The organism is Rossellomorea pakistanensis, from assembly GCF_016908495.1.
GTDB lineage: Bacteria > Bacillota > Bacilli > Bacillales > Bacillaceae_B > Rossellomorea > Rossellomorea pakistanensis.
On the sequence record NZ_JAFBDZ010000002.1, the window covers coordinates 195,271 to 220,526 of the forward strand.

Genomic DNA, 25,256 nt, shown 5'->3' on the forward strand with positions numbered 1-25,256 from the left:
CTAGTAAAGCTTTACGAGCATGGACCTGAACTATATAAGCTGAATCTTAAAATTTATAAGCTAAAAGTTTCCCGCACCAGTATAAAAGTAATTGCCACCACAATCTCAAAATCTTTATAATTTCATGTAGGTATGTCAAAATTAAGATAAGAGTATTGAATTCGAGGAGGAATAAAACATGAAAGTAGCGATTGCATCCGATCATGGCGGGGTAAACATTAGAGAAGAAATTAAAGGTTTATTAGAAGAAATGGGAATTCAATATGAAGATTTTGGCTGTGAATGTGGAAGCTCAGTAGATTATCCTGATTATGCATTGCCTGTTTCTCAAAAGGTAGCGAATGGTGAATTTGATCGAGGTATCTTAATTTGCGGAACAGGAATTGGCATGAGTATTTCGGCCAACAAAGTAAAAGGGATTCGTTGTGCGCTTGTTCATGACGTATTCAGTGCCAAAGCGACGCGTGAACATAATGATAGTAATATGCTAGCAATGGGTGAGCGTGTTATTGGTCCCGGACTGGCAAGGGAAATTGCCAAAACATGGCTGCAAACAGAATTTGAAGGGGGCAGACATGCGAATCGTGTAGGCAAGATTACAGAATACGAAGAAAAAAATTAATCGTTTTCTTAAAGGGGTGAGAGGTCATGAACATCGAAATACTTCAATCACAACTGAAGAAAATAATAGCTGAGTTTGGAGCACAAACTCCTTTTAAGAAAGGAGATGTACTAGTTGTCGGGTGTTCTACGTCTGAGGTAGTGGGAGAGCGGATTGGGACTTCAGGGACAACAGAAGCCGCTCAGATTATCTTTGATGAGTTACAGCAATTCGCTACTGAAAAAAATATTTCATTAGCTTTCCAATGCTGTGAGCATCTAAATCGAGCATTAGTGATTGAAAGAGAGATAGCGGAAAGGAAAGGGTGGGAAGAGGTTAGTGTGATTCCTGTAAGAAATGCAGGCGGAGCAATGGCTACCTTCGCATACTCCAATTTCGATGACCCGGTGGTTGTGGAGCATATTCAAGCAGACGCTGGTATTGATATTGGCGATACATTTATTGGAATGCACCTTAAGCACGTAGCTGTACCAGTAAGAGTTTCGATAAAACAGCTAGGTGAAGCCCACGTAACTCTAGCAAAAACGCGCCCGAAACTAATAGGCGGAACACGGGCCATTTATGAAAAAACCAACTCAAACCTAAACTGCACCTAAGTAGAGTTCGGGTCGTGCCAGGCACCACCCGATATTTGTCGATTAGGGGAGTGGTAGGAGATTTCGAATATTAGAATTAGTTTTTATAAAAAATGTACGGATTTTGGGTTTCTAAATAGGGAAAACATGATAGAATAGAATTGAATTTTGAATTTTTACTAGGAACGGTCTTCATTGTTACCGTATCATGAAGGGGGATAAGTATGAGTAAAATTGCACAGCAAGATCAGAAAGTTTTTGAAGCTATCCAAGATGAGTTAAAACGTCAGCAAACGAAAATTGAGTTAATCGCGTCAGAGAACTTTGTAAGTGAAGCGGTAATGGAAGCTCAAGGTTCCGTTTTAACGAATAAATATGCAGAGGGTTATCCAGGTCGTCGTTATTATGGCGGATGTGAACATGTTGATGTTGTTGAAAACCTGGCTCGTGACCGTGCGAAGGAAATATTCGGTGCAGAGCATGCAAACGTTCAACCTCACTCTGGAGCTCAAGCGAATATGGGTGTTTATTTTACTGTACTAGAGCAAGGGGACACAGTATTAGGAATGAACTTATCACATGGCGGTCACTTAACTCACGGTAGTCCTGTCAACTTTAGTGGAGTTCAATACAACTTTGTTGAGTATGGTGTAGATAGTGAGACACATCGTATTAATTACGAAGATGTACGTCAAAAAGCTTTAGAACATAAACCAAAATTGATTGTAGCTGGAGCGAGTGCTTATCCAAGAGAGATTGATTTTGCGAAATTCCGTGAAATCGCTGATGAAATCAATGCTTATTTAATGGTAGACATGGCTCATATTGCTGGACTAGTAGCGGCAGGTTTACATCCAAACCCAGTTCCTTACGCTGATTTTGTCACAACGACAACACACAAAACTCTGCGTGGACCTCGTGGCGGAATGATTCTCTGTAAAGAAGAATTTGCAAAGAAAATTGATAAATCAATGTTCCCAGGTTTACAAGGTGGACCACTAATGCATGTAATTGCAGCAAAAGCGGTTGCATTCGGAGAAGCCCTTCAAGATTCCTTTAAAGATTATGCTGGTAAGATTATCGAAAATGCAAAACGTTTAGGAGAGTCTCTTGAAAAAGAAGGAGTTACACTTGTTTCAGGCGGAACAGATAATCACCTTCTATTAATTGACCTTCGTTCACTAGAATTAACAGGTAAAATTGCCGAAAAGGTACTAGATGATATCGGTATTACTGTAAATAAAAATACAATCCCATTCGATCCAGAAAGTCCATTCGTAACAAGCGGTGTACGTATTGGTACGGCAGCAGTAACGAGCCGTGGATTTGGACTAGAAGAAATGGACGAAATTGCTTCGATTATGGCGTATACATTAAAAAATCATGAAGACGAAGGAAAGTTAGAAGAAGCACGCAACCGTGTTGAAGCGCTAACTTCTAAGTTTCCGTTATATCAATAATTCTATTAAAAAGAACTGCCTTGAATGGGTAGTTCTTTTTTATGAAAAATTTACGTTTTCATAACAATCATCTGTGAAGATTGCCCTAAGAAATTCTTTTATGTACAATAGGACAGAATGAAAGTAAGGAACTAATAAATGTTACATAAGTATAGAAAAATAAAGGAGAGAATGCTGTGGGTAAGGTATATGTGTTTGATCATCCATTAATTCAACATAAGTTAACGTTTATCCGTGATAAAAACACGGGAACGAAGGAATTTAGAGAACTGGTAGACGAAGTAGCTTCCTTAATGGCGTTTGAAATTACTCGTGACATGCCATTAGAAGATATTGAAGTAGAAACACCAGTAAGTAAAGCAAACGCAAAAACACTAGCAGGGAAAAAACTCGGAATCGTTCCAATTCTAAGAGCAGGATTAGGAATGGTGGATGGAATTTTAAAATTAATTCCCGCTGCAAAAGTTGGACACATTGGTTTATATCGTGATCCAGAAACATTAAAGCCTATTGAGTACTACGTAAAGCTTCCAAGTGATGTTGAAGAGCGTGATTTCATTCTTGTTGATCCGATGCTTGCCACTGGCGGATCAGCTGTGGAAGCGATCCATTCATTGAAAAAGCGTGGAGCGAAAAGCATTAAATTCATGTGTTTAGTTGCTTGCCCTGAAGGTGTTGATGCTATTAAAGAAGAGCATCCTGATGTCGATATCTTCATTGCCGCTCTAGATGAGAAATTAAACGAAAAAGGATACATTGTACCAGGCTTAGGCGATGCTGGTGATCGTTTGTATGGGACGAAATAAAGAAGAGCAGGTGACAAAATAATGGATTCGAAAATTAAAGTGATGACGATTTTTGGGACGAGACCGGAAGCGATTAAAATGGCTCCACTTGTTTTGGAATTGGAAAAATATCCTGATGCTTTTGAAACGATTGTTACAGTAACAGCTCAGCATCGTCAAATGCTTGACCAAGTTCTGGAAATTTTTGATATCGAACCCGACCATGATTTAAACATTATGAAAGATCGTCAAACATTAGTAGATGTGACAACACGTGGTCTTGAAGGACTAGACAAGGTAATGAAAGAAGTGAAGCCTGATATCGTGTTAGTTCACGGTGATACGACGACAACTTTTATTGCGAGCTTAGCTGCTTTTTATAATCAAATCGCCGTTGGTCATGTTGAAGCGGGTCTACGTACGTGGAATAAATATTCTCCATTCCCAGAGGAGATGAACCGACAACTGACGGGGATTATGGCTGATCTTCATTTTTCACCTACAGATAAATCTGCCACAAATCTATTAAATGAAAACAAAAAAGAAGATAGTATATTCATTACAGGAAACACGGCTATTGATGCACTAGCGACAACGGTCAAAAATGAGTATCATCATGAAGTTCTTGAAAAGGTTGGAGATGACCGCCTAGTACTTTTAACGGCACATCGTCGAGAAAACCTTGGTCAACCAATGAGAAATATGTTTAGTGCGATAAAGCGATTGGTAGAAGAACATGACGATATTCAGGTTGTTTACCCTGTACATTTAAATCCTGCTGTTCGTGAAGTAGCGAATGAAGTACTAGGAAACGACCCACGCATTCATTTAATTGAACCGTTGGATGTTATAGACTTCCACAATTTCGCATCAAGAGCACACATTATTCTGACTGATTCTGGTGGAGTACAGGAAGAGGCTCCATCATTAGGAGTTCCTGTTTTAGTCCTTCGTGATACAACAGAACGTCCTGAGGGAATTGAAGCAGGTACATTGAAATTGGCAGGAATTGAAGAAGAGAATATTTATTCTTTAGCCAAAGAATTGTTAACAGATAAAGAAGCCTATGACAAAATGGCGAAAGCAACGAACCCATATGGAGATGGAAAAGCTTCTTACCGTATTACCCAAGCTATCCGCTATTATTTCAAGCAACTTGAGAAGCGCCCAGAATCCTTTAACCCTCTACCGTAATCGAGAACCGTCCCTCACTGCTTTAAAGCAGTGAGGGACGGTTCTTTGTATAGACAGGTTCTTTAAGGCAGACGCTAAGGAAAAAGGTTTAGGAGCGTCTTTTATGAAGAAGTGGATCATTTTATTGTTAATGAGTTTATGTTTACCTCGAACTGTTTCAGCTCAAGAATTTGAACTGCCGCCGTTAAAACAGGATGAAAAGGAGGAAATGGTGGCGATTATCGAAACGAAAGATGAAATCGATGTTGCCTCTTTAAAAGAAAGCTTAAAAAAATACGATACTCTTCACTTAAGATTTACGTTCTCTGAAGTCATAAACGGTTTTTCCATTAAGGGGAGTCGGAACGATCTTCGAAACTTCATAGATAAGAATAAATCTTCCTCCATTATGATGGTTTCAGAAGCTCGTGAATATAAGATTTCGGGAGTTGGGAGTATTCCTTTTGTTGGGGCAATCCGAGCAAGGGGTTACTTTGACGAACAAGGAAAGCGATTAACAGGAAAAGGGGTAAAGGTAGGAATCATTGATACGGGAATGGATTATCACCATCGTGATCTTTCCATTAATTACAAGGGAGGAAAAGACTTTGTCGATCAAGACGATGAGCCAATGGAAACGGGAACTAGAAATAACTACAGCACCATTCACGGGACTCATGTAGCAGGTGTGATCGGTGCAAATGGTTCACTTCAAGGAATGGCACCTGGAGCTGATCTCTACATCTATCGCGCTTTGGGTCCAGGGGGGAGAGGGACAACTGATCAAGTGGTAGCTGCCATTGAACAAGCAGTAAAGGACAAAGTCGATATTGTGAATTTGTCTTTAGGGAGTGATGTTAACGGTCCTGATTTACCTTTGAGCAGGGCTTTAGACTTTATCGCCAGAAAAGGAATTATACCGGTAACAGCAAGTGGGAATTCAGGTCCGAAGACTTGGACGATCGGAACGCCAGGTACCTCCAAAAAAAGTATTTCTGTCGGAGCATCGACTCCACCAATGGATATTCCTTATTTAGTTGTGGGGCGTGAAAAGCCAACTAAATTGTATCCTATAAAAGGGATTCATCTTCATGGAATGAATCATAGCTTGTTAATAGAAGATGGTGGAATCGGAAAAAAAGCGGAATTATCAAAAGTTAAAGGGAAAATAGCGCTAATTAAAAGAGGGTTCCTCACTTTCGAAGAAAAAATTAAGAATGCAATCGAAGCAGGAGCAAAAGGAGTCCTCATTTATAACAACACAAATGGACCATTTATGGGAGTGGTCGAAGAAACCTTCCATATCCCTGCTTATACGATAACCCAAAAAGCTGGAAACGACCTCCTTGTACAAATCGAAAATCAACCGACAAAAGTAGAAATTCAATTTAAGGAAGAGAAAGACCGTTTAGCGCCATTTAGCTCTAAAGGTCCTGTTACTGTGAATTGGTTAATTAAACCAGACGTAACGGCCCCAGGTATGGGAATTAACAGTACGATACCGGGTGGTTATTCAGCGCTTCAAGGAACAAGTATGGCTGCTCCACATGTAGCAGGTGCTGCGGCAATTCTAAAACAAGCAAATCCAAATTGGGGACCTGAACAAATCAAGGCGGCGCTAATGCTTTCAGCAAAGCCGTTATATAATTCAGACGGAGAACCCTATAAGGTATATGAACAAGGAGCGGGAAGAATTCGGCTAGAAGAAGCTTTGAGGCTAGAAACGCTCGTAACTCCGGCGTCGATATCATTAGGACAGGTAAAAGGGTCTTCAAATGATTTTTTAGAGAAAAAATTAAAGGTCCAAAATAATGGAAATCATCCTAAAAAGTATTCTTTAAAAGAAGACAGTGTAAAGAAAAAAGGGATACGGTGGGAGCTTCCTTTATCTTTCACACTCCAACCGGGTGAATCAAAGGAAATAGTCGTTAGGGCAATTTTAAAAACTCAGTTACAAAATGAAACCTTAATGGATGGCCGTCTAATTTTAATGGAAAATACGAAATCATATTCGATTCCTTATTTATTTGCTGTTGGCGAACCCGATTATCCACGTGTAATGGGCTTTGCCGCTGTTCCTGGAGACCGTAAACGGACAATGAGATATCAGGTTTATCTTCCTGGGGGAGCAGAAGAATTCGGGGTGGCGCTTTATGATAGTGAAACGTTAAAATTTATTGGGTTAGCTGATCAAAAGCGAAATGTCGGGAGAGGGTATATTGAAAACGAAGTGAACCTTCCATATAAGGAGAAATCGAGAATCTATGCCGTCGCATTCGCTAGGAAAAAAGGGACAGAAGATTACCAAAAGGCACTTATTAAAGTAAAATAGTGGATGGGATTTATTACAAAAAATCAATCATTTCTTTACACTTTTTCTTCATTTATAATAGGGTGGTGTGCAAGGAAATGAATCTTTGGAACCACATTTTCTTGAAGATGTGGCTCCTTCTATTTTTTAAAATAAACACTCTTTTTTTTAAAGTTTGATGATTTTGTGAACATTTTGGAAACGCGTGGATAGGTTGTGAACTTTTTCACGGGAATACATTGACATAGATAATACCCTATTGTATGCTTACAAAGGGTATAAAATGATAAGGTTTTCACAATGTATTTTCAGTGTATGAAAACGCTTTTACATGACTGTTTTCAGCGTTTTAGTATCCATAAAGTCCACATGAAATGCAGGGATGTTTAGATGAGTCAGAAGAACAGACGTCCTTATCAGGCGATGGCTTTATACACAGCTATCCTTTCACAATTAGTCGGTGCCCTATTGATCGGGATCTTCGGAGGGAGATGGTTAGATCGTGAAATAGGGACCGAACCACTATTTTTAATTATCGGACTACTCCTTGGGTTAGCAACAGGAATCTATGCAATGCTTCGTACAGTCCGACAATTCTTTTCAGGAGATTAATGCTCTATGCCAGAAATCCAACAGATGTTCAATAGGCACCGCCGCTACATGTTCTTTCTACTCTCTATATATGTTCTAGGTTGGGGATTTACCGCCTATCAGTCTATTTTTTTAGGATTAATCCTAGGGACAAGTATCAGTCTTTTTAACCACTGGTTAATGGCAAGGAGAACAGTAAGGTTTGGTGATGCGGTACTAGAAGGACGGAAAATTCGTTCGCTTGGGACTTTTTCAAGAATGGCAGGGGCAGTACTGATCGTCATTGTTGCAATGGAAATGCCAGAGACGTTTCATCTCCTAAGTGCAGTTTTGGGATTAATGACATCTTACATGGTCATTATGATAGATTATTTTTTTCAAAGCGTTAAACATCATAAATAGCGGGGAAGAGAGGTGAATTTCATTGCATCATGGAGCTCCTACTCAAGAGTTTTTAGGCCTAACTTTTAACATGGCTAATGTCTTGATGATTACAGTTGCCAGTCTGATCGTATTTTTACTTGCTGTAGTGAGTACACGACAATTGGCAATGAACCCAACAGGAATGCAGAATTTCATGGAATGGGTTATGGACTTTGTTAAAGGAATTGTCAAAAGTAATATGGATTGGAAAACGGGTGGACGTTTTCATATACTAGGCCTTACATTAATTATGTATATCTTTGTTTCTAATATGTTAGGTCTTCCATTTGCCATTACCTACGATGGCGAACTTTGGTGGAAATCACCGACAGCTGATCCGGCTGTAACTATGACTCTTGCAGTTATGGTTGTGGGGTTATCCCATTATTATGGTATCAAGATGAAAGGTTTTGGTGGATACGGTAAAGATTTCTTTAAACCGATGTGGTTCTTATTCCCGCTGAAGATTATTGAGGAATTCGCAAATACACTTACATTGGGTCTACGTCTTTACGGGAACATTTTTGCAGGAGAAATCCTGTTAACACTATTAGCTGGAACTCTAGCGATGTCTGGTCCTGGAGGTCTACTAGCAGCAGTTATTCCAACTATTATTTGGCAAGGATTTTCGATATTTGTTGGTTCAATCCAATCATTTATCTTTGTAATGTTAACGATGGTTTATATTTCTCACAAAGTGAGCGATGACCATTAATATATACCCTGTTCATTCAATGAACAAAACATATTAAAAATTATAATTTTTATACATTTAAAGGAGGAACTTTAGAATGGGTCTTTTAGCAGCAGCAATAGCAATCGGTTTAGCAGCACTTGGTGCAGGTATTGGTAACGGTCTTATCGTATCTCGTACAGTTGAGGGTATCGCACGTCAACCAGAAGCACGCGGTATGTTACAAACAACAATGTTTATCGGGGTAGCGTTAGTTGAGGCGATTCCTATCATCGCAACTGTTATCGCGTTCATGGTATTAGGTCAATAATTCAAAGCTACATGTTCCAAAATGGCGAAGATAACATTCCATGTGAACCTTCGCCATTCATTTATGTTTTAAATTTGAGTGTATACCGTTTTATAAGAAAAATCGTATATAAACAATAGAGACAGATTGACTCTTGAAGGGAGTGAAATCGCGTGTTAACAAACGCATTTGTCCTGGGAGCAGGCGCTGGCTTCAATGGTGGAGACATCTTGTTCCAGCTAGTTATGTTCATTATCTTGCTTGCGTTGCTAAAGAAATTTGCATGGGGTCCATTAATGGGCATTATGAAACAGCGTGAAGAGCATATAGCAAGTGAAATCGAATCGGCGGAAAAAAGCCGTGTAGAAGCAAATAATTTAGTAGAAGAACAACGACAGCTTCTAAAAGAGGCTAGACAAGAAGCTCAAGTAATGATTGAAAACTCAAAGAAGCATGGAGCGGAGCAACGCGAAGAAATCCTCGTTACAGCCCGTGCTGAAGCAGAACGCTTAAAAGAATCTGCAAAACGCGAAATCGAAACTCAAAAAGAACAAGCAGTTACTGCATTACGCGAGCAGGTGGCTTCATTATCAGTTTTAATTGCATCTAAAGTAATCGAGAAGGAACTAAGTGTTGAAGATCAACAGAAACTAATTTCTGATTACATTCAAGAGGCAGGAGAAGAGCGATGAGTAGCAGTGCGGTAGCAAAGCGATATGCCCTAGCTCTTTTTGAAATAAGTAAAGAAAATAAACAAATTGAAACAGTGGAAGCAGAGCTTCGTGTGATTAAAAAAGTATTCTTAGATAATAAGGAACTAGGTGTTTTATTAGAAACTCCTAGACTTACGATTCAAAAGAAGAAAGCGATTTTAAAAGACGCGTTTGCAAATGTTTCTCTTCCAGTATTAAACACAATTTTACTATTAACCGATCGTCATCGTGGGGACCAAATTGTTGGAGTCGTTGATGCTTTCATCGAGCTTGCTAACGAAGAACACGGTATTGCGGATGCGACTGTTTATTCAGTTCGTTCGTTAACTGACGATGAAAAAAATGCTGTATCTGCTTCTTTTTCAAAAAGAGTAGGAAAGAAATCATTAAGAATTACTAATGTTAGAGACGAAGATTTACTGGGCGGATTAAAAGTCCATATTGGCAACCGTATATTTGACGGAAGTCTGAAAGGTAAATTGAATCGTCTGGAACGTGAATTAGTTCGTTAACTTTCATATAAATGAGGGGTGAAATTCATGAGCATCAAAGCGGAAGAAATCAGTGCGCTGATAAAAAAGCAAATTGAAAGCTATCAGTCTGAGATGAAAGTAAGCGATGTTGGTACAGTTATCCAAATTGGTGACGGTATCGCTCGTGCTCATGGCCTCGACAATGTCATGGCTGGTGAGCTTGTTGAATTTTCTAATGGTGTCATGGGAATGGCGCAGAACTTAGAAGAAAACAACGTCGGGATCGTAATTCTTGGACCATATAAAGACATTCGTGAAGGCGATGAGGTTCGTCGTACTGGACGTATCATGGAGGTTCCAGTTGGAGACGAATTAATCGGTCGTGTTGTGAATTCACTTGGACAACCTGTTGATGGTTTAGGACCAATTAGCACAACAAAAACTCGTCCAATTGAAAGCAATGCACCTGGGGTAATGGATCGTAAATCTGTACATGAACCATTACAAACTGGTATCAAAGCGATTGACGCTCTTGTACCTATCGGTCGTGGTCAGCGTGAGTTAATCATCGGAGACCGTCAAACAGGTAAAACATCTGTAGCAATTGATACCATTCTGAACCAAAAAGATCAAGATATGGTTTGTATCTATGTAGCGATCGGGCAGAAAGAATCAACTGTACGTAATGCAGTAGAAACTCTACGTAAGCACGGTGCTCTAGAATACACAATCGTCGTAACAGCATCTGCATCTCAACCAGCTCCAATGCTATTTCTAGCACCATATGCTGGTGTAACGATGGGTGAAGAGTTCATGCATAACGGAAAGCATGTATTGGTTGTCTATGATGATCTTTCTAAACAAGCTGCGGCCTATCGTGAGCTTTCACTATTACTACGCCGTCCTCCAGGTCGTGAAGCATTCCCTGGTGACGTATTCTACCTACACTCTCGTTTACTAGAGCGTGCGGCAAAATTAAGTGATGCAAAAGGTGGAGGTTCCATCACAGCATTACCATTCGTTGAAACGCAAGCAGGCGATATCTCTGCTTACATCCCTACCAACGTTATCTCGATCACAGACGGACAGATTTTCTTACAATCTGACCTATTCTTCTCCGGTGTTCGCCCAGCGATCAACGCAGGACTATCTGTATCTCGTGTAGGGGGATCCGCACAAATTAAAGCAATGAAGAAGGTATCTGGTACGTTGCGTCTTGACTTAGCTGCATACCGTGAGCTAGAAGCATTTGCTCAATTCGGTTCTGATCTTGATAAAGCAACCAAAGCAAAATTAGATCGTGGGGCACGTACAGTTGAAGTGCTAAAACAAGATCTCAACAAACCACTTAAAGTTGAAAAACAAGTTATGATCCTTTATTCATTAACAAAAGGTCATTTAGATGATATTCCAGTAACAGATATCCGTCGCTTCGAAGACGAATTCTTAAGCTGGTTAGATCGCAACCACACTGAATTGTTAGACCAGATTCGCACAACGAAAGGTCTTCCTGAAGACGAAGCGATGGCTGCGGCTATCAACGAATTCAAGAAAACTTTTGCGAAATCAGAGTAATGAACTTTGGGGAGTTGATTCATTCGGATCACCCCCTATAAATTCGTCATCAATATTCTTCGGTCAAAAACAATGAAACAAGGGTGGTGAGATCTAGTGGCATCGTTACGCGATATAAAATCTCGTATTACGTCAACAAAAAAGACGAGTCAAATTACAAAGGCAATGCAAATGGTATCCGCTTCAAAAATGAGCCGTGCTGAAATGAATGCTAAGTCATTCGTTCCTTACATGGAAAAGATTCAGGAAGTAGTATCATCCGTTGCACTTGGTAGCTCAGGTGTTAGTCATCCGATGTTAGTTTCCCGCCCCGTTAAGAAAACTGGTTATTTAGTTATTACTGCAGACCGTGGGTTGGCGGGAGCTTATAACAGTAATGTTATCCGACTTGTCAGTAACGCAATAAATGAACGTCATAAGTCAAACGATGAATTTGCGATTATTGCAATTGGTCGGATCGGAAGAGACTTTTTCCAAAAACGTGGGTACAATGTATTGGACGGAATCGTTGGTATCCCGGATCAGCCAAGCTTTGCTGATATAAAGGATATTGCCAGTAAAGCAGTAGAAATGTATTCAGATGGAGCTTATGATGAGCTTTATCTATACTATAACCATTATGTCAGTGCGATTCAGCAAGATGTTACGGAGAAGAAAGTCCTTCCTCTAACAGATCTTGAGACTTCTTCAAAACTGACATCATATGAGTTTGAACCATCTGCGGAAGAAATCCTTGAGGTATTACTTCCTCAATATGCTGAAAGCTTAATTTATGGAGCATTACTAGATGGTAAAGCCAGTGAGCATGCGGCTCGTATGACAGCCATGAAGAGTGCAACAGATAATGCACAGGACTTAATTAATAACCTTACACTTTCATATAACCGTGCTCGTCAGGCAGCAATCACACAGGAAATTACGGAGATTGTTGGTGGAGCAGCGGCTTTAGAATAGAGTTTTCGCGGCAATATTTTCTAAATAAAGTTGTCGCTACATGCTAGTTAGGAGGGAAAAAGATGAATAAAGGACGCGTTCTTCAAGTTATGGGTCCGGTTGTTGACGTAAAGTTTGATAATGGTCAGCTTCCTGAAATCTTTAACGCGTTAAAGGTTGAGCAAAAAGCTCAAGCTGATTCAGTTGGAGTTGAATTAACACTAGAAGTTGCCCTTCACCTAGGTGATGATACAGTTCGTGCGATTGCGATGGCATCAACGGACGGACTTACTCGTGGAGTAGATGTAATCGATACAGGAGCTCCTATCTCTGTTCCTGTAGGTGATGTGACTCTAGGACGTGTATTCAACGTACTTGGTGAAACGATCGACCTTGATGCACCAATCGAGGGTGGTATCCGTCGTGACTCGATTCACAGAGAAGCACCTAAGTTCGAACAGCTTTCTACAGAAGTTGAAATTCTTGAAACAGGTATCAAAGTAGTAGACTTACTTGCTCCATATATTAAAGGTGGAAAAATTGGTCTATTCGGTGGTGCCGGAGTAGGGAAAACCGTTCTTATCCAGGAGCTTATCAATAACATCGCACAAGAACACGGTGGTCTTTCCGTATTCGCAGGTGTAGGTGAGCGTACTCGTGAAGGTAATGACCTTTACCATGAAATGAGTGACTCTGGAGTAATTAAGAAAACAGCAATGGTATTCGGTCAGATGAATGAGCCGCCTGGAGCACGTATGCGTGTTGCTTTAACAGGTCTTACAATGGCAGAATATTTCCGTGATGAGCAAGGCCAGGACGTATTATTGTTCATCGATAATATCTTCCGCTTTACTCAAGCAGGTTCAGAGGTATCTGCCCTATTAGGTCGTATGCCATCTGCCGTTGGTTATCAGCCAACACTTGCAACAGACATGGGTCAATTGCAAGAGCGTATCACGTCAACAAACGTAGGTTCTGTAACATCTATTCAAGCAATCTATGTACCTGCCGATGACTACACGGATCCGGCACCGGCTACAACATTTGCTCACTTAGATGCAACAACAAACCTTGAGCGTAAGCTTTCTGAGATGGGTATTTATCCTGCGGTGGATCCATTGGCATCTACTTCACGTGCCCTTTCTCCAGAAATCGTTGGTGAGGAACATTACAGTGTTGCTCGTTCCGTACAGCAAACACTTCAACGTTATAAAGAGCTTCAAGATATTATCGCGATCTTAGGAATGGATGAGCTTTCAGATGATGACAAATTAGTTGTTCAACGTGCTCGTCGTGTACAATTCTTCTTATCTCAAAACTTCCACGTGGCAGAACAGTTCACTGGACAAAAAGGATCTTATGTACAAGTAAAAGATACTGTACGAGCATTCAAAGAGATTCTTGATGGGAAATACGACCACATTCCAGAAGATGCATTCCGTCTAGTTGGCCCAATCGAAGATGTTTTAGAAGCAGCTAAAAAGATGGGTGTAGAGGTATAATTAGGGACCAGGAGGGAAGAAAATGAAGACATTAAAAGTCAATATTGTCACTCCCGATGGCCCAGTGTACGATTCAGAAGTGGAAATGGTGAGTACAAAAGCTATGAGCGGTGAGCTGGGAATCTTACCAGGACACATTCCGATGGTAGCTCCATTACAAATCGGTGCAGTGCGCTTGAAAAATGGCAATAACACTGAGCTTGTAGCAGTTAGTGGTGGATTTTTAGAAGTTCGCCCTGAACAAGTGACAATTCTAGCGCAAGCTGCTGAAAAAGCAGAAGGTATTGATATTGAACGCGCGAAAGAAGCAAAAAACCGCGCAGAAAGTCGTTTACAAGCACAGCAAGGAGACTTAGACTTCCGCCGTGCAGAGCTTGCACTTAAGCGTGCTATGAATAGAATTAACGTTTCTGAACGTAATTTTTAATAGAAAAAACCTCCAACTTAGTAGTTTGGAGGTTTTTCTTAATTTAAGGCGCTTCCGCTTTTCTCGTGCCAGCTCCAGCGCCTAGGCCTTCGAGACATAAGCCAAGCCACCTAGAAAGGGAAAAGGCCCCCTTTCTAGGTGACTCGTCTTATGCTTGTCAGAGGCCCACAGGATGTGGGTCAGAAAGGCGTTGCCACAGGACGTGGCGAATTTAGCCTTTCATCCTCTACCAAGGCGCTTCCGCTTTTCTAGGGAATATGGACGGTTTGAATATGTTGCAGGTTTAAATAACTCGAATTTCCTCGTGCTGTGATGATTTCGATTATATTGTTATCGATGTTTTCGATCCTACCAATTAGATCCTCATTTTTCCCTAAATTAAACACAATTAATTTATTTGAAAGTTTCCCGATTTGTACTTCGAAACTTCTGGCTAAGCTCATGGAAATGGGATTGACTGGTAGGTTTTCTGCGCTTAATTTATAAGGAGAGATGTTGCTGGAATAGGGAATGATCCATTTTAAATGCTGCAAGGAAATGAGCATTGTTTTATAGACTGGAGAATAAAAGGAAAAGTAGTTATTCATCACATTAGTGATATACCCATGTAATGGCTGGTTACCGGTTACATAAATTTCTAGAAACACTCCCTTTGCGGAATTCAGTATTTTCCTCAGTGCTAGTTCTTCGTCTTGTTCTAATACTGGCATATTCGTTGGTTCTGAAATAGAATAATCATCTTTGGGTATTATGTGCAGTGTCTGGATATGCCCATTAGGGACATAGATATAATCTTCGCCGTTAAAGACAATCAAAATCTCATTCCCAACTTCAATCAGAATGCCATTAATGACTTTTTTTCCTGAAATCTCTATTTTGACTCCTTCTCCAATAAATTGAGTATATATTTTCATAAATAGTATTCACTCCTCTCTCGTACTAAAATATCCATTCAACCCAGAAATATAGACTTAGTAAGCCTGTGATTAATGCAATGGGTATAATTAAAATGGTTACTTTCAAATATTTTCCCCAGGATAAGTGAATAGAATGGCTCTTTAATATATACATCCAAATGAGAGTCGCGAGGGTTCCAACTGGTGTTAATAATGCACCGATATCACTTCCAAGAACATTTGCTAGATAAGCAACTTGTAGAGTGTGGGGGTCTAGTCCCATTTCAGTGATCGACAAGGTTCCAATCATAACCGCTGGAAGATTATTAAAGAGGTTCGACATAACCGTAAGGAGGACACCCATTATCAGGCTCCCGTTAAAAGGTTGATCTACAATATATCCGCTTAAGCTCTCAACAATGTATTGGTTCAATCCTACATTTTTTAGCCCGTATACGAGTACATACATATTGAAAGCGAACAGAAGGATATGCCAAGGGGTTTTTTTGAAAATGTCAATGATCCCGATTTTCGTTCGATACCATCTAATAAATATCAGAAGTGCTGCTCCGATAAGACCTACAGCTTCTAGTGGAATACCAAACGGGGTTAATGCGAAAAAGCTAGCTCTCGTTAGGACCACGGTCACAATGCAGATTTTAAATAACCACCAATCTACATCTTCTTTAGGTTTAGAGGTTTCGAGAGGGTGATTATACTTATATTTTAATGATTGTGTTTTCCATATAAGGGAGATATCGCGTGTTTTTTGGGGGATATCTTTTTTAAAGTAGTAATAGAGAAGATAGGCAAGGACTAGAATGGCAATCATTGATGGAATAAACATCATTTGGATATAGTTGTTTAGACTTAATCCGACTATTTCAAGTGCAATTAGATTGGAAATATTGCTTACAGCGATAGGAGCACTGGCTGCGGTTGCAATGAGAGCACCGGATAATAGATATGGGATTTGTTGGTTTGGTTTTAGCTTTAACATGGACACGATATGAATGATGATCGGTGTTGTAATCAGGATACTACCATCATTATTAAAAAACATGGTCATCAAAAAACATAATAAAAGGATGTAGATATACAATTTTACTCCTGATCCATTAGAACGATTGACGATATTTAAGGCAATCAATCGGAAAAAGCCGATACTTTCGAGAACGATAGACATCATTATGGTTGATAGAATCGTAAGTGCAGCACCGCTAACAATATCGAAAATATCTACTACATCTGTAAAGGGAACAATCCCTAAAATCAACACAAGAAAAGCACCAATGGAAGTTGGGATCGTTTCATTGATTCCAAAGGGGCGCCAAAGCATAAACAATATAGTAAAGGGGAAGATGATCATCATTAAAATTAAATTGATATCAGGCATTCTGATTCGCCTCTTTAATAATCGCAGTATGTTTATTATCGGTATTTGTTAATGTTTGATGTTCTTCTTTATATTTCGATGTTGGCTTTAGAAAGATGAAGTAATATAAACTACCCAATAAGGTAAAGTAGCCAATGATAAACATAGTCATGATCATAATTTTTCCTCCCTTCCTATTTCATTTGGCCTTAAAATCGTTTGCTTGTATTATAATAGATGTTCATGATTACTGTATAAGTAGCTTGGTGAGAAGTTTAATATAGAGATACCTCCTCATAGGATCTGTACATTTAGCTTCTCTCTATTTAGTGAAGGCTGATCTTTGGAAGATCTGTTGGAATTTTCTCTCGAAGTTTTGTTCGTTATTTTGTTCACTTTTACTTTCAGACTTTTGCTCGTTTTTTGCTTCTGAATTTTGTTCTCCTTTGTCTTCATCTTTAGATTCGTTCTCTACTTTTTCACCGTAACTGATATTTCTAATGTGATACATTGAGAGACGAACGACCTCTTCATTTTTAACAATCGTTGCATAGTCCTCATTGCTCTCATTCAGAATCCCTTCAATGGACTCAGGGCCGCCGCGATTGATTTTTACCCATTCGTATTGAAGTTCAGTTAATAGTGAGTTGAAAGATTCAGCTTGCTTATATTCCATATCTTCTGGAATCTCCATGCCGAAATTTAACTTGTTTTTCGAGTGTTTCGTAACACTCTTCACATGTTGATGTTTGTAATAAACGACACCATCCTTTTCTGTTAATAATGTAAGGTGATCATCTGCTACCGCTATTAGCATCCCTATTCTAGATTCAGGGCCACCTCGATCAATCCTAACCACCTGCCCAACCAATGTAGACAATAAATCGTAGTTCATTAAGAATCCCTCCTGTTTTGTGTTAAAACATTTCTCAATATTTATATGTGCCAAGCTATAAGCTTGTAATATTGAAAACGCCTATTTTATAAATAACAGACGTTTGTCCATACATAATAGTCGTCTACTTAAAAGTCTTTCAGTTGATGGGTAAGAAAGTGGTTTCTATCTTGAATAAAAGTAATGATTTGGTGGGCTTCTTCTTCAAAATCCAGCTTTGAAGCGTGGATAAACGGATCCTTGTCCCGATGGGGTTCCAATAAGGTAAATAAATCTTGAACAACAGGTTCTAAATAAGTAGGAGTAAACTTGGTGGAGAGCACTTCTTCCATTTGTTCTTTATAGCATTTCCGATACTTTTCAAATTGAAGAAGGCGAGCAGTCAACGTGTTGTATCCATCAATAGAAATATAATCAAAAGCCGTATCGCCTCCATTCAGGTCCTTACCCCATGTGCCATCATAATCCCAAGGACTGATTTCAAATAGCTCGGTTTCGTAATTTTTATACAAGGCATAATTTTGGATGAACCCATCAAAATTCTGAGTACAAATAACTCCGACTAGCCATTTTAAATATTTTTCTACATCTAATATGCCTTCAATGATTTCAGGAAACTCTCGTTCGGATGCCAAATTAATAGAATAGATCAACTCTTTCAGACGATCATCATCTTGAGTTGTACCAAATTTTCGTGAATATCCGGAATCTAATGCCTCTTTTACCGTTAATTCTGGTGTCAATAAAGAGAAATTAGCATCGTCATTGACAGCATAATGAATAGAGCCGCTTGGTAACCCTCTTTTCTTCAATAAATGTTCATCTAAAGATTCTAATTGCAGATATATCCCTTGAAAGGTCCCGTTAAGATAAAGCAATACATAGCTGGAGCCAGGAGAAAGAACTCCAATATCCTGGAAAAAATCCAATGAAAGCTTATTACGGATCAAGGAAAGATCCTTGTACTCTGCATTTAAATGAATTTCTTTTGCCCCATAGAAACTTTTTTGGAAAATGAGCTGATAAGATTTTTTCTGCATATTACGAATATGTTCTCCACGATAGAGCACATCCACTTTGAAGCTCTGATTTTGGGTAGTTAACTTAGCATTGACTGGCCTTTTCCTCCATACATTTTGCTTTAACGCTTTAAGGTCTTTTGGGTGAATGAAAATGGAATAAGTTAAAAGTTCAGTGTTCATAACCTTCACCTCACACTTGTTTTGTGTATATAAGTATTCGGAGAGTTAGGATAGTGTGTAAATCAGGCAGATTTCCTTGAAATTAGGGAGAATGACTAACGCAACATTGGTTGTCCTCACATAAAATAATTAACACCATACTAGGTAAAAAATTTCAGGAGGTCATAAACGTGAAAGTATTAACACACGACGTGGAGACGTTGATTGAATTAGCTAATGAAAAAGGATTAGATAAATACTTGATCAATAATCCAGTAGAAAAAGAGGAAGAAAATAACGGACAAGTAGTCATTGCAAAAGGCAAAGGATCAAAAGGTAATAAAGGTGGCAAGGGTTCAAAAGGCAAAGGATCAAAAGGTAAGAAAGGTCAAAGTGATCAAGAAGACAAATGTTCAAAAGGTAATAAAGGAACAAAAGGCAATAAAGAAGGTAAGGGCTCTGGTGGCAATAAAGGAACAAAAGGCAATAAAGAAGGAAAAGGCTCCGGTGGCAATAAAGGAACAAAAGGCAATAAAGAAGGTAAGGGTTCCTGTGGCAATAAAGGAACAAAAGGCAATAAAGGTGGAAAAGGCTCCGGTGGCAATAAAGGAACAAAAGGCAATAAAGGTGGAAAAGGCTCCGGTGGCAATAAAGGAACAAAAGGCAATAAAGAAGGTAAGGGTTCCTGTGGCAATAAAGGAACAAAAGGCAATAAAGGTGGGAAAGGCTCCGGTGGCAATAAAGGAACAAAAGGTAATAAAGGTGGAAAAGGCTCCGGTGGCAATAAAGGAACAAAAGGCAATAAAGGCGGAAAAGGCTCTGGTGGCAATAAAGGAACAAAAGGTAATAAAGGCTCTAAGGGCAATAGAGGAGGAAAAGAAGGAAACTGGTGGAGTCAAGATCCAAATTGGTGTGGAAACAAAGGTTCTAAAGGTAAAAAAGGCTCTAAAGGAAAAAAAGGCTCAAAAGGCGGTAAAGGGAAAAAGTAACATAACCATTTCTGATTATTGGGGTTATCCTAAAAAAGTCAATCTTATCATTCATATTAGAGGAATAATGCAGGATTCTACCTTATTTTGATGGTGAAGATTTGGACAATTTGTTTAGGGTCACCCCTAATGTTTTTTTACATAGGATTTTGTATGAGTGACAATTAATTGAATATTGGGTGTTTTTGAAAAAAGCTGATTCCCCTTGTGATTATGTGTTAAAATAAAGAGTATGTCGAAATTTGCAAAAAAAGGGTGATTCACTCGATGCTTGAATCTTTTGGACAACAAGCTCTAATCAATATGCTTGTGCATTTAGCTTTTTTTGCCGTGACTTTCTGGGCACTTCAGGCTTTAAATTTTGAAAAGTTACTGCGAGCAAATCGAGTTATGCAAGCACGGTTGCTTTATATTTTGTTAAGCATTGCGATTGGTTCTATTGTAAGTAACTTTTTTCTAGATTATTTATCGTGGTCGTTACAGCTTCAGCATTTTTTTCAATAAATGTTCGATAAACTGTAACAAGATAGGTCTTCTTGCATGTTCCAAATGCAGCTTATTTTGAGTATTATTTTAATTGTGTGTTTCTTTTCACAAAGTGAGGGTTCATTTGTTGAAAGTTGACGACAATTCCCAAGTATTATTCTCCCTATAGAGGAAAGACTGTGAGTAAGGGAGAGGATACGGATGAAAAGAATAATACAATTTGCTTTAATAATTACTATTGGGATAGGTTTGACTTATTTTTATTACGGGAATAACACCACTGCAGCTAATCAGCAATTGGAAATTGAGAAGCTAGTAGAGGCGGTCGAAAAATCAGATGGAGATATCATTGAATGGTCTCTATATGCAAGAGAAAACTTAGATTTCTCCACTAGTAAAGGTTTTGCATCCTATTATGAAAATATGCGTGCAAAATACCCGGATTTTCAGTGGACTCATACCAAAAGTAATGAAGACATTGTTATAAAAGGTTTACAGAAGCACCAAGACGGGGAAGAAAGTATTAAATTAATTTCGACCGACAAAAACGGACAAAAATCTTCGTACCTTATCTACGAATTCCGTGGCAGCGGTTGGAATTCAAAAAAGGCACAATCTGTTAGAAAGCATTTCTTACCTAAATTGGAAGAAATTTTTAACGGTGAACCACTTATTTTCTCTTGTATAGAAGGCGAATTCAGTGATACACTTGACGAAGTTTTGTCAAAACGGGCATCCAAGCTGTTAAATGATTTAGGCGCAAAAGAAGTTGAATCATTAAAAGAAGAAAACTTTATTTCAATTTCTGCTTACTCAAAAGAGTTTAAGCATTCAGTCCCTACTGAAAATAACTTGATGAATATGCAACTAGGCTTAAGAGATGAAGGAATGGGCGCTAAGACAACCTTTGTCATTGGCACACCCATTATTACGATTGAATATTAATATAGAGAAATTGGACGCGGAGGGGAAGACTCTTGGAAAAAATTATCGTCCGCGGCGGAAAAAGGTTAAATGGTACGGTTAAAGTTGAAGGAGCAAAAAATGCCGTTTTACCTGTGATCGCTGCAACATTATTAGCTAGTGAAGGTAAGAGCGTAATCAAGGATGTACCAGCTCTCTCCGATGTATATACGATTAATGAAGTATTACGTCATTTAAATACAGATGTATCGTTTGATGGAAGTCAGGTTGAGGTAAATGCATCTAGAGAGCTATTTGTAGAAGCACCATTTGAATATGTACGTAAGATGCGTGCTTCTGTGTTAGTGATGGGTTCATTACTTGGCAGAACTGGAAAGGCTCGTGTCGCTTTACCTGGCGGATGTGCTATTGGTTCAAGACCAATCGACCAACATCTAAAAGGCTTCGAAGCAATGGGAGCAAAAGTGAAGGTTGGTAATGGTTTTATCGAAGCAGAGGTAGACGGAAAGCTAAAAGGTGCTAAGATCTATCTAGATTTTCCAAGTGTAGGAGCTACAGAGAACATTATGATGGCTGCAGCATTAGCTGAAGGCACAACTGTTCTTGAAAACGTAGCAAAAGAACCTGAAATAGTAGACCTTGCAAACTTCCTGAACAAAATGGGCGGAAATGTAAAAGGTGCCGGTACAGGAACGATCCGAATTGAAGGTGTCGAGCGTTTATATGGTGTAGAACACACTATTATTCCAGACCGTGTTGAAGCAGGAACGTTCATGTGTGCTGCGGCCATTACAGGTGGAAATGTACTTGTAAGAGGAGCTGTACCTGAACATTTATCATCACTCATTGCCAAAATGGAAGAGATGGGAATCACGATTATTGAAGAAGAAGACGGTGTTCGTGTCATCGGACCTGAAAAACTAAAAGCAGTAGACATTAAAACGATGCCACATCCTGGATTCCCAACGGATATGCAATCTCAAATGATGTCTCTCCTTTTACATGCCCAAGGTACAAGTGTCATCACCGAAACAGTATTTGAAAACCGCTTTATGCACGTGGAAGAATTCCGTCGCATGAATGCAGATATTAAAATTGAAGGACGTTCCGTTATTATGAACGGTCCTGCTTCCTTACAAGGAGCGGAAGTAGCTGCTACTGACTTACGTGCAGCAGCTGCACTAACCATTGCGGGTCTTGTATCTGAGGGATACACACGTGTCACAGAACTTAAACATCTAGACCGTGGCTATGTCAACTTCCATGGAAAGCTCGCAGCACTTGGAGCTGACATCGAACGTATTAGCGAAACAGAAGAAACCGAAACAACGATCAACAACACAATTGTTACCGACTTAAATGCCTAATAACAATACTAAATCATCACATAAAGAAAAGCCTCCGCTATGCGGAGGCTTTTCTGCTTTAAAGGAATCGGGGACGGTTCTCGATTCCTTTAAAGTGGTGAAGTAGAGTGAGGGTTTTGCACTTTTGATGTGTTGAGGATTGTAATAGTGGCCGGACTTACTTTGAGATTAAACTGGAATAGACTCTGTTTTCTCTACTCACCTTCTAATTTTGTAGAATATTGTCGAGAAATCGATAAAAGTGTGAAAGTTGAAAATTAAAAGTGAGAAGTTGAAAATTAAATGCCAAAAGTTGAAAATAAAACAGCCAAAAGTTAAAAATTATCCACTCGCTTCCTATGAAAACACATTTAATAAAAGGAAAATTGGCTAAGGAATAAGACCGGTTATTCCCAAGAATCGGTCTTATTGATTTGTATTTCATTATTCATTAACTAAATAATTCATTAAATGTCAAGGAACGCTAGATTTTTACTAACCATTTATATAAATGTTGACCCTCTCTAAACTCCAGGGGAAGATACCCTCTACCCCACTTCACTCTGGGATTTCCCCAGCCGAATCACTGTGCCCCACACTTGAGACTCGTTCCTGGTTGAGTCACAGCGACTGAGAACCGTCCCTGGAGGCATCACCGCGTCACAGCGCCCGAGAACCGTCCCTGGAGGCAGTCCCTGGAGGCATCACCGCTTCACTCTATAGAAGTACTTCTACCCCAAAAAATTTGGTCATAAATGCTTGTCCAATACCATAGATATGAATTGAGGTGGAGGAAAGCCTGAGATTTCCTCCCTTAAATATTTTTATGGGGGCATCGTGAATGAAGCAGTTAAAGCCAGTATTAATCATCATCTCCTTTATCATCGCCGTATCGTTTGTTGTACCGACTCTCTTAGTGCTTCCTTTTTCATCAGACCAAGCAAGTGGAAAGCTTGATGAGAGTAAGAAAAACCCTCCAACGGAAGAAAAGTTATCTGAATCGGTGGAAGTAGCGGTTTACCGCAGCAATACCGAAACGATTGAAAAATTGCCACTTGAAGATTATGTGGTCGGTGTAGTGGCAAGTGAGGTGCCTGCAGAGTTTGAAATGGAAGCACTTAAAGCTCAGGCTCTAGCAGCAAGGACCTATATTGTGTCTCATTTAATGGCGAAAGATGAATCAGTTCCAAAAGGTGCAGATGTAACAGACACGATTTCTCATCAAGTTTACAAAAGTAAGGATGAACTTAAAAAATTATGGGGACCTGACTATGATCGAAAGCTTGAAAGAATAACAAAAGCAGTACTAGAGACGCAAGGAAAGGTTCTTTCATATAATGGGAGCCCCATTACAGCTTCATTTTTTTCAACCAGTAATGGGTACACGGTGAACTCCGAAGATTATTTTCCGAATGAAACCCCATATTTAAAAAGTGTCGAAAGTCCTTGGGATAAAGATTCTCCTAAATTTGAAGAACAAAAAATAGTGTCAGTCGCAGAATTTGAACAAAAACTAGGAGTAGAGCTCGGAGATAAAGAATCAGTTGGAACGATAACCTCTAGAACATCTGGAAAGCGAGTAGGCAGTATTGATATTAATGGAAAAGAATTTACAGGTAGAGAAATTCGTGAATCTCTAGGTCTAGCCTCAACAGATTTCACATGGTACCGAAAGCAGGACCATATTGTTATTTCAACAAAAGGATATGGCCATGGAGTCGGCATGAGTCAATATGGGGCTAACGGGATGGCAGAAGAAGGAAAATCATTTAAAGAGATTGTGAATCATTATTATTCAGGGATTGATATTGTAGGAACAGATAAATTTCTAAAACAATATACTGCTAAAAAATAAATCTGTTCGCAAACTTTTTACCCTATTAGAATAAAAGCAAGATTCCTGAATGCTTGGTGTCAAAAGTGAGAGGTTGGACTCGAGGCAATTGGCGACTTGTCTATTGCTATATTTAAAGGCTGTTGGTTACATTATGAAAAAAGACAAAATAAAAGAAGGGCTAAACGTAGTTAATGAGATTACGCTAAGCTCCTTCTTTTTTCATTATTACACCTGTTAACCATTTCATCCCTCTAGTCAAAAAATGAGAAGGTCGTGTAAAATACGTTCGATTGACAATCCAAAAGGAAATCCCAACCCCAATCAAATCTTTGACAGCGTCAATAATAGTAGCAGAACGATAGGGAATAAATGATTGATGAATCTCATCAACAAGACCATAGAACGCAGCAACCAAAGCAACAAATAGATTCGCAGTATAGGTTAATCGATCATGTGCTAGTAATGCTAGAATGAAAAAACTATATAAAATTCCAAACTCTATGACATGCAACGATTCTTTGAAAAAACGATCAAAAGCATCGTCTGGTAATTCTATTACGGCCGTATCAGGTAAACTAGATAACACCCAGATTAAAATCATATATAAGAATGGGATCATCGTAAGGCTCCATCGCACAAAAGCTTTCATACACATCCTCTTTCTACTATTGTTTAGAAAAAACTTGTCATTCATGAATAAGTCTCTTTTCCAAGTCTTTTCCTCATAGCTCTTGCACTATATTGTATCATGTGAAAAAGAGGGAACCGACTCTGGAAGAAA

The 25,256-nt window shown here is 39.2% G+C and carries 27 protein-coding genes; 21 read left to right on the forward strand and 6 right to left on the reverse strand.

From position 1 onward, the window contains the following. Nucleotides 1-178: 178 nt before the first annotated feature. The 16 genes from rpiB to JOC86_RS08790 all read left to right on the forward strand — a co-directional run bounded on the left by rpiB (nucleotide 179) and on the right by JOC86_RS08790 (nucleotide 14,546). Nucleotides 179-622 carry a ribose 5-phosphate isomerase B gene (rpiB, locus tag JOC86_RS08715; protein ID WP_205170798.1) on the forward strand — a complete coding sequence of 148 codons (444 nt, stop codon included), beginning with the start codon at nucleotides 179-181 and terminating at the stop codon, nucleotides 620-622. Between the two features lie 26 nt (nucleotides 623-648). Next, nucleotides 649-1,218 (forward strand): TIGR01440 family protein, encoded by a 570-nt coding sequence (locus JOC86_RS08720; protein WP_205170801.1) that lies wholly within the window; start codon nucleotides 649-651, stop codon nucleotides 1,216-1,218. A 203-nt stretch (nucleotides 1,219-1,421) separates the two neighbouring features. Beyond that, a complete protein-coding gene (glyA, locus tag JOC86_RS08725; RefSeq protein ID WP_205170804.1) occupies nucleotides 1,422-2,657 on the forward strand; it encodes a serine hydroxymethyltransferase in 1,236 nt (411 codons plus the stop codon). Between the two features lie 176 nt (nucleotides 2,658-2,833). Next, nucleotides 2,834-3,463, forward strand: coding sequence for a uracil phosphoribosyltransferase (gene upp, locus JOC86_RS08730; RefSeq protein ID WP_205170806.1), 630 nt, complete (start codon nucleotides 2,834-2,836; stop codon nucleotides 3,461-3,463). A gap of 21 nt (nucleotides 3,464-3,484) precedes the next feature. Beyond that, nucleotides 3,485-4,636 (forward strand): non-hydrolyzing UDP-N-acetylglucosamine 2-epimerase, encoded by a 1,152-nt coding sequence (gene wecB / locus JOC86_RS08735; protein ID WP_205170808.1) that lies wholly within the window; start codon nucleotides 3,485-3,487, stop codon nucleotides 4,634-4,636. Between the two features lie 103 nt (nucleotides 4,637-4,739). Then, nucleotides 4,740-6,947, forward strand: a complete 2,208-nt coding sequence (locus tag JOC86_RS08740) for a S8 family serine peptidase (RefSeq protein ID WP_205170810.1) — start codon at nucleotides 4,740-4,742, stop codon at nucleotides 6,945-6,947. 369 nt (nucleotides 6,948-7,316) lie between these two features. Next, complete coding sequence (locus tag JOC86_RS08745; RefSeq protein ID WP_205170812.1) at nucleotides 7,317-7,538, forward strand: AtpZ/AtpI family protein; 222 nt, start codon at nucleotides 7,317-7,319, stop codon at nucleotides 7,536-7,538. 6 nt (nucleotides 7,539-7,544) lie between these two features. Continuing rightward, on the forward strand, nucleotides 7,545-7,919 hold the full coding sequence (locus JOC86_RS08750; RefSeq protein WP_205170815.1) for an ATP synthase subunit I: 375 nt from the start codon (nucleotides 7,545-7,547) through the stop codon (nucleotides 7,917-7,919). Between the two features lie 22 nt (nucleotides 7,920-7,941). Further along, nucleotides 7,942-8,655 carry a F0F1 ATP synthase subunit A gene (gene atpB, locus JOC86_RS08755; RefSeq protein WP_205170817.1) on the forward strand — a complete coding sequence of 238 codons (714 nt, stop codon included), beginning with the start codon at nucleotides 7,942-7,944 and terminating at the stop codon, nucleotides 8,653-8,655. A gap of 76 nt (nucleotides 8,656-8,731) precedes the next feature. After that, entirely contained in the window at nucleotides 8,732-8,944 is a 213-nt protein-coding gene (atpE, locus tag JOC86_RS08760; protein WP_205170820.1) for a F0F1 ATP synthase subunit C, read from the forward strand. Between the two features lie 152 nt (nucleotides 8,945-9,096). Continuing rightward, nucleotides 9,097-9,615 carry a F0F1 ATP synthase subunit B gene (locus JOC86_RS08765; protein WP_205170822.1) on the forward strand — a complete coding sequence of 173 codons (519 nt, stop codon included), beginning with the start codon at nucleotides 9,097-9,099 and terminating at the stop codon, nucleotides 9,613-9,615. After that, complete coding sequence (locus JOC86_RS08770; RefSeq protein ID WP_205170824.1) at nucleotides 9,612-10,148, forward strand: F0F1 ATP synthase subunit delta; 537 nt, start codon at nucleotides 9,612-9,614, stop codon at nucleotides 10,146-10,148. Before JOC86_RS08765 ends, JOC86_RS08770 begins: the two co-directional genes overlap by 4 nt. Nucleotides 10,149-10,175: 27 nt before the next feature. After that, nucleotides 10,176-11,684, forward strand: a complete 1,509-nt coding sequence (gene atpA / locus JOC86_RS08775; protein WP_205170826.1) for a F0F1 ATP synthase subunit alpha — start codon at nucleotides 10,176-10,178, stop codon at nucleotides 11,682-11,684. A gap of 96 nt (nucleotides 11,685-11,780) precedes the next feature. Continuing rightward, nucleotides 11,781-12,638, forward strand: a complete 858-nt coding sequence (locus JOC86_RS08780; protein ID WP_205170828.1) for a F0F1 ATP synthase subunit gamma — start codon at nucleotides 11,781-11,783, stop codon at nucleotides 12,636-12,638. A gap of 62 nt (nucleotides 12,639-12,700) precedes the next feature. After that, nucleotides 12,701-14,119, forward strand: coding sequence for a F0F1 ATP synthase subunit beta (gene atpD, locus JOC86_RS08785; protein ID WP_205170831.1), 1,419 nt, complete (start codon nucleotides 12,701-12,703; stop codon nucleotides 14,117-14,119). A 22-nt stretch (nucleotides 14,120-14,141) separates the two neighbouring features. Further along, on the forward strand, nucleotides 14,142-14,546 hold the full coding sequence (locus JOC86_RS08790; RefSeq protein ID WP_205170835.1) for a F0F1 ATP synthase subunit epsilon: 405 nt from the start codon (nucleotides 14,142-14,144) through the stop codon (nucleotides 14,544-14,546). A 248-nt stretch (nucleotides 14,547-14,794) separates the two neighbouring features. Here the strand turns inward: JOC86_RS08790 and JOC86_RS08795 are convergent, their stop codons facing one another. The 5 genes from JOC86_RS08795 to JOC86_RS08815 form a co-directional block, all read right to left on the reverse strand. After that, the gene (locus JOC86_RS08795) at nucleotides 14,795-15,460 is read right to left on the reverse strand and encodes a DUF2642 domain-containing protein (RefSeq protein ID WP_205170838.1); all 666 of its coding nucleotides are present in this window, start codon (nucleotides 15,458-15,460) and stop codon (nucleotides 14,795-14,797) included. Nucleotides 15,461-15,485: 25 nt separating this feature from the next. Continuing rightward, complete coding sequence (locus JOC86_RS08800) at nucleotides 15,486-16,838, reverse strand: arsenic transporter (protein ID WP_205170841.1); 1,353 nt, start codon at nucleotides 16,836-16,838, stop codon at nucleotides 15,486-15,488. Beyond that, entirely contained in the window at nucleotides 16,831-16,995 is a 165-nt protein-coding gene (locus tag JOC86_RS08805) for a hypothetical protein (RefSeq protein WP_205170844.1), read from the reverse strand. The genes JOC86_RS08800 and JOC86_RS08805 overlap by 8 nt, the downstream gene beginning before the upstream one ends. Before the next feature lie 144 nt (nucleotides 16,996-17,139). Continuing rightward, nucleotides 17,140-17,712 (reverse strand): hypothetical protein, encoded by a 573-nt coding sequence (locus JOC86_RS08810; protein WP_205170847.1) that lies wholly within the window; start codon nucleotides 17,710-17,712, stop codon nucleotides 17,140-17,142. Nucleotides 17,713-17,840: 128 nt separating this feature from the next. Beyond that, nucleotides 17,841-18,914: a CotH kinase family protein gene (locus JOC86_RS08815; protein ID WP_205170850.1), complete on the reverse strand. Its 1,074-nt coding sequence runs from the start codon at nucleotides 18,912-18,914 to the stop codon at nucleotides 17,841-17,843. Nucleotides 18,915-19,084: 170 nt separating this feature from the next. On the opposite strand from JOC86_RS08815, the gene JOC86_RS08820 reads away from it, so the two are divergent. The 5 genes from JOC86_RS08820 to spoIID all read left to right on the forward strand — a co-directional run bounded on the left by JOC86_RS08820 (nucleotide 19,085) and on the right by spoIID (nucleotide 24,493). Continuing rightward, a complete protein-coding gene (locus JOC86_RS08820; RefSeq protein WP_205170853.1) occupies nucleotides 19,085-19,882 on the forward strand; it encodes a hypothetical protein in 798 nt (265 codons plus the stop codon). A 267-nt stretch (nucleotides 19,883-20,149) separates the two neighbouring features. Further along, a complete protein-coding gene (locus JOC86_RS08825; RefSeq protein WP_205170856.1) occupies nucleotides 20,150-20,386 on the forward strand; it encodes a DUF1146 family protein in 237 nt (78 codons plus the stop codon). A gap of 183 nt (nucleotides 20,387-20,569) precedes the next feature. Continuing rightward, nucleotides 20,570-21,313 carry a YwmB family TATA-box binding protein gene (locus tag JOC86_RS08830; protein WP_205170859.1) on the forward strand — a complete coding sequence of 248 codons (744 nt, stop codon included), beginning with the start codon at nucleotides 20,570-20,572 and terminating at the stop codon, nucleotides 21,311-21,313. A gap of 32 nt (nucleotides 21,314-21,345) precedes the next feature. After that, nucleotides 21,346-22,659, forward strand: coding sequence for a UDP-N-acetylglucosamine 1-carboxyvinyltransferase (murA, locus tag JOC86_RS08835; RefSeq protein ID WP_205170861.1), 1,314 nt, complete (start codon nucleotides 21,346-21,348; stop codon nucleotides 22,657-22,659). 820 nt (nucleotides 22,660-23,479) lie between these two features. Beyond that, nucleotides 23,480-24,493 (forward strand): stage II sporulation protein D, encoded by a 1,014-nt coding sequence (gene spoIID, locus JOC86_RS08840; RefSeq protein ID WP_205170864.1) that lies wholly within the window; start codon nucleotides 23,480-23,482, stop codon nucleotides 24,491-24,493. A gap of 184 nt (nucleotides 24,494-24,677) precedes the next feature. Here spoIID and JOC86_RS08845 read toward each other — a convergent pair whose 3' ends face one another. Then, the gene (locus tag JOC86_RS08845) at nucleotides 24,678-25,124 is read right to left on the reverse strand and encodes a VanZ family protein (protein ID WP_205170867.1); all 447 of its coding nucleotides are present in this window, start codon (nucleotides 25,122-25,124) and stop codon (nucleotides 24,678-24,680) included. Nucleotides 25,125-25,256 lie beyond the last annotated feature (132 nt).